We start from the raw sequence: 3,902 nt of genomic DNA, 5'->3' as shown, positions 1-3,902 counted from the left end.
GGATTGATCATCGGTGCCCAGCCAGTTCACCGTCGAGGGCGGGCTGGGGGCAGGGCGGGTCAATTCGTAATTGGGTGTGTCGTCGCTGAACGGGATCGGCGGGAACAGCATCCAGCCGCCGTCCTGCTTGATCAGCTTTTGCACGTAGTCACTGCGGTAGTCGGCCTGGAAGGGCAACTGGCCGCCGAACTGTTGCTCGGTGTAGCGCTTGAACACCGGGAAATACAGCTCGTTCTTGAAGCTCAGCACCAAGGGTTTGTCATTGGCGATCAACTCGCCGCCCAGGGTCAGGATAAACAGGCCGATAAACAGCCACAGCGACCACCAGCCGCGGCGGTTCTTCTTGAAGCGCTCGAAACGCCGACGGGCCACCGGAGACAGATTAAGCATCAGGCGTTCCTCGCGGCGAAGTCGATACGCGGGTCCACCAGGGTGTAGCAGAGGTCGCCGATGAGTTTTATCAAGAGCCCGAACAGGGTGAAGATAAACAACGAGCCAAAGACCACCGGGTAGTCGCGGGATACGGCGGCTTCGTAGCTCATGCGGCCCAGGCCATCGAGGGAAAAGATCACTTCGATCAACAGGGAACCGGCAAAAAACACGCTGATAAATGCCTGGGGAATCCCCGAGATCACCAGCAGCATGGCGTTGCGAAACACATGGCCGTAGAGCACCCGGCGTTCACTCAAGCCCTTGGCACGGGCGGTGACCACGTATTGGCGCGTGATTTCATTCAGGAATGAGTTTTTGGTGAGGATGGTCAGCGTCGCGAACCCGCCGATCACCAACGAGGTGACGGGCAACACCAGGTGCCAGAAGTAGTCGGCAATTTTGCCGATTGTGCTGAGTTCGTCGAAGTTCTCCGAGACCAGCCCGCGCACCGGGAACCAGTTCAGCGAGGTGCCACCGGCGAACAGCACGATCAGGAACATCGCAAACAGGAAGGCCGGCATCGCATAACCGATGACAATCGCGGTGCTGCTCCACACGTCAAAGCTGCTGCCGTGGCGCACGGCCTTGCGAATCCCCAAGGGGATCGACACCAGATAGGTGATCAAGGTGGCCCATAAACCGAGGGAAATGGTCACCGGCATTTTTTCCAGGATCAGGTCGATCACGCTTTTGCCGCGAAAGAAGCTGTTACCGAAATCCAGTTGGGCGTAGTTCTTGAGCATCAGCCACAGGCGTTCCGGCGCGGGCTTGTCGAAGCCGTACTGCTTTTCGATGTCCTTGATCAATTTGGGGTCCAGGCCGCGGCTGGCGCGCGAGCCGTTGACGGCTTCGCCACCACCACCGCCGATGCCGCCGCCACCGATGCCCTGCAGGTGCGCAATGGCCTGTTCAACCGGGCCGCCAGGCGCGGCCTGCACGATCACGAAATTGACCAGCAGGATGATCACCAGCGTGGGGATAATCAGCAGCAGGCGCCGCACGATATAGGCAAACATCAGCGCGTTCCTCCGCGTTTTTTCAACTCGGCGTTCATTTGCTCATTCGTCAGTGGTGTGGGGCTGATTTCCCACCAGGTTTCCAGCGCTTCGTCGTTCTTGGCCTCAATGGCCGGGCGGCCGAAGCGGTTCCACCACGCGGCCGAGGTGCCCGGTGGGTAGTAGTTGGGGATCCACAGGTAATTCCATTGCAGCACGCGGTCCAGGGCATGGGCATAGGTGAGCATCTGCGCCTGGGTGTTGGCTTTGACCAGCCCGCTGATCAGGGTATCGACGGCGGGGTCTTTGAGCACCATGTAGTTGTTCGCACCTGGGTCGTAGGCGGCCTGCGAGCCGAAGTAGTTGTACAGCTCCATGCCTGGCGACGTGGTGACCGGGAAGCCGATGACGATCATGTCGTAGTCGCGGGCCATGATGCGGTTGACGTACTGGGACGAGTCTATGCGGCGGATATTCAGGGTGATGCCGATCTGCGCCAGGTTGCGCTTGTACGGCAGCAACAGGCGCTCAAGGCCGGCCTGGGCATTGAGGAAGGTGAACTCCAGTGGCTCGCCGTCGGCGTTGACCAGCTTGTCGCCCTTGGGTGTCCAGCCGGCGGCTTCCAGCAGTGCCAGGGCTTGCAGCTGTTTGTCACGGATCATGCCGCTGCCGTCGGTGACCGGCGCCTTGAACACTTGGGTGAATACTTCGTCGGGCACCTGGCCGCGCAGTGGCTCAAGAATCGCCAGTTCCTCTGGGGTCGGCGGTTGGCTTGCAGCCAGCGGGCTGTTGGAGAAGAAGCTCTGCTGGCGGATGTACATATTGCGCATCATCTGCCGGTTGGCCCATTCGAAGTCCCACAGCATCGCCAGCGCCTGGCGCACGCGGCGGTCCTTGAACATCGGTTTTTGCACGTTGAACACATAGCCCTGGGCCGGTTGCGGCATCTCCTTGGCCAAGTGCGCACGTTGCAGGCGGCCATCGTCGAGGGCCGGGCCGTTGTAGCCGATGGAGTAGCCCGTAGCGGAGAACTCGCGGTTGAAGTCATAGGCGCCGCCACGCAGCACCTGGCGGGCCACCTCGGTGTCGCCGAAGTACTCCAGGCTCAAGTGGTCGAAGTTGTACAGGCCCCGGCTGACGGGCAAGTCCTTGCCCCACCAGTCGGGGTCGCGGGTGAAAGTGATGGTGCTGCCGGAGTCGATTTTGCTGATTTTGTACGGGCCGCTGCCCAGCGGCGCTTCGTAGCCGCCACCGTTGGCGAAGTCGCGGGTTTTCCACCAATGCTCGGGGAATACCGGCAGGGTGGCGATATCCAGAGGCAGGGTGCGGTTTTCATTGCTGGAAAAGTCGAAGCGCACCTGGCGCTCGCCTTCGACTTCGACGTGTTTGACGTCGGCGAACAGGGTGCGAAAGCGCAGGCTGCCTTGGGTCATCAGCAGGTCGAAGCTGTAGCGTACATCTTCGGCGGTGATTGGCGTGCCATCGGCAAAGCGTGCCTTGGGGTTGAGGTAGAAGCGCAGCGAGAGGCCGTCGTCGGCGCGTTCCATTTTTTCGGCGACCAGGCCGTAAACGGTGTAGGGCTCATCCAGGGAGCGCTGGGCCAGCGGGGCGTAGAGCCAGCCGTCGACCTGGGAGACGCCGATGCCTTTGTCTATGTACGGCAATACATGGTCGAAGCGCCCGATTTCGATGGCTGAGCGTCGCAGGCTGCCGCCTTTGGGCGCGTTGGGGTTGGCGTAGTCGAAATGGGTGAAGCCGGTGGGGTACTTGGCCGGTTCGCCGTAGACCGTGAGGTAGGTTTGCGGGGCCGCGATCACGGCGGTGCTGGCCAGTAGCAGGGCCAGGGTGGAGCTGAAGAGTTTTGTGGAAAAAACCAATCGCATTATCAGCCTTGAGCGCCGGGTGAACAGTAATAGGGATTTGTACGTTAACGGCTTATGGGTTGCCAGTCACTTGATGCACAACGGCCCACCAAAAGGCGGGCCGTTGTTTATAGCATTAGTGCAGGCAGGATCAGTCCTGGCGGCTGGTGACTTCCAGCAGGTGGTAGCCGAACTGGGTTTTTACCGGGCCTTGCACGGTGTTGACGGGGGCGCTGAAGACGACGGTGTCGAATTCCTTGACCATCTGGCCTGGGCCGAACGAACCCAGGTTGCCACCGTCGCGGCTGGATGGGCAGCTGGAGTTGGCTTTGGCGATTTCTGCGAAATCGGCGCCGCCTTCGATCTGGGCCTTGAGTTCGTTGCACTTGTCTTCGGTGGAAACGAGGATGTGGCGGGCGGTGGCTTTGGCCATGGGGGTAACTCCTTGAAGTAAAAAGGGTGAGCCTACCGGATTCAGGGGCTGGCTCTTATAAACATCTTACGGTGCCGGCGAAGCGGCACAAGGGGGTGTGTTGTGTGGACAGGTGGCAGTGGAGAAAAAAAAAGAACAAAACACAATAGAATGGATGCGTTACGTGTGGATATGTGGTGA

General features: G+C 60.2%; 3 protein-coding genes and 1 pseudogene. All 4 read right to left on the bottom strand.

The window, feature by feature from the left end:
- A pseudogene (locus GIW48_RS29500) lies at positions 1 to 390 on the bottom strand (ABC transporter permease); the annotation flags it as partial.
- The gene (locus GIW48_RS29495; RefSeq protein WP_138453618.1) at positions 390 to 1,448 is read right to left on the bottom strand and encodes a microcin C ABC transporter permease YejB; all 1,059 of its coding nucleotides are present in this window, start codon (positions 1,446 to 1,448) and stop codon (positions 390 to 392) included. The gene GIW48_RS29495 and the pseudogene GIW48_RS29500, both read right to left, overlap by 1 nt.
- Positions 1,448 to 3,310: an extracellular solute-binding protein gene (locus GIW48_RS29490; protein ID WP_017136939.1), complete on the bottom strand. Its 1,863-nt coding sequence runs from the start codon at positions 3,308 to 3,310 to the stop codon at positions 1,448 to 1,450. The genes GIW48_RS29495 and GIW48_RS29490 overlap by 1 nt, the downstream gene beginning before the upstream one ends.
- A 130-nt stretch (positions 3,311 to 3,440) precedes the next feature.
- Positions 3,441 to 3,722 carry a peptidylprolyl isomerase gene (locus GIW48_RS29485; RefSeq protein WP_010210937.1) on the bottom strand — a complete coding sequence of 94 codons (282 nt, stop codon included), beginning with the start codon at positions 3,720 to 3,722 and terminating at the stop codon, positions 3,441 to 3,443.
- Positions 3,723 to 3,902 lie beyond the last annotated feature (180 nt).

The organism is Pseudomonas sp. PA-6-3C (assembly GCF_021605825.1).
Taxonomy (GTDB): domain Bacteria; phylum Pseudomonadota; class Gammaproteobacteria; order Pseudomonadales; family Pseudomonadaceae; genus Aquipseudomonas; species Aquipseudomonas edaphica.
The sequence above is the reverse complement of the archived record's forward strand: the minus strand, read 5'-3'. Positions and strand labels throughout refer to the sequence as shown.

What these genes read in the sequence shown, in the direction of transcription:
- GIW48_RS29495 (WP_138453618.1), bottom strand. Translation starts at nt 1,448, where the DNA reads ATGTTTGCCTATATCGTGCGGCGCCTGCTGCTGATTATCCCCACGCTG.
- GIW48_RS29485 (WP_010210937.1), bottom strand. Translation starts at nt 3,722, where the DNA reads ATGGCCAAAGCCACCGCCCGCCACATCCTCGTTTCCACCGAAGACAAG.
- GIW48_RS29490 (WP_017136939.1), bottom strand. Translation starts at nt 3,310, where the DNA reads ATGCGATTGGTTTTTTCCACAAAACTCTTCAGCTCCACCCTGGCCCTG.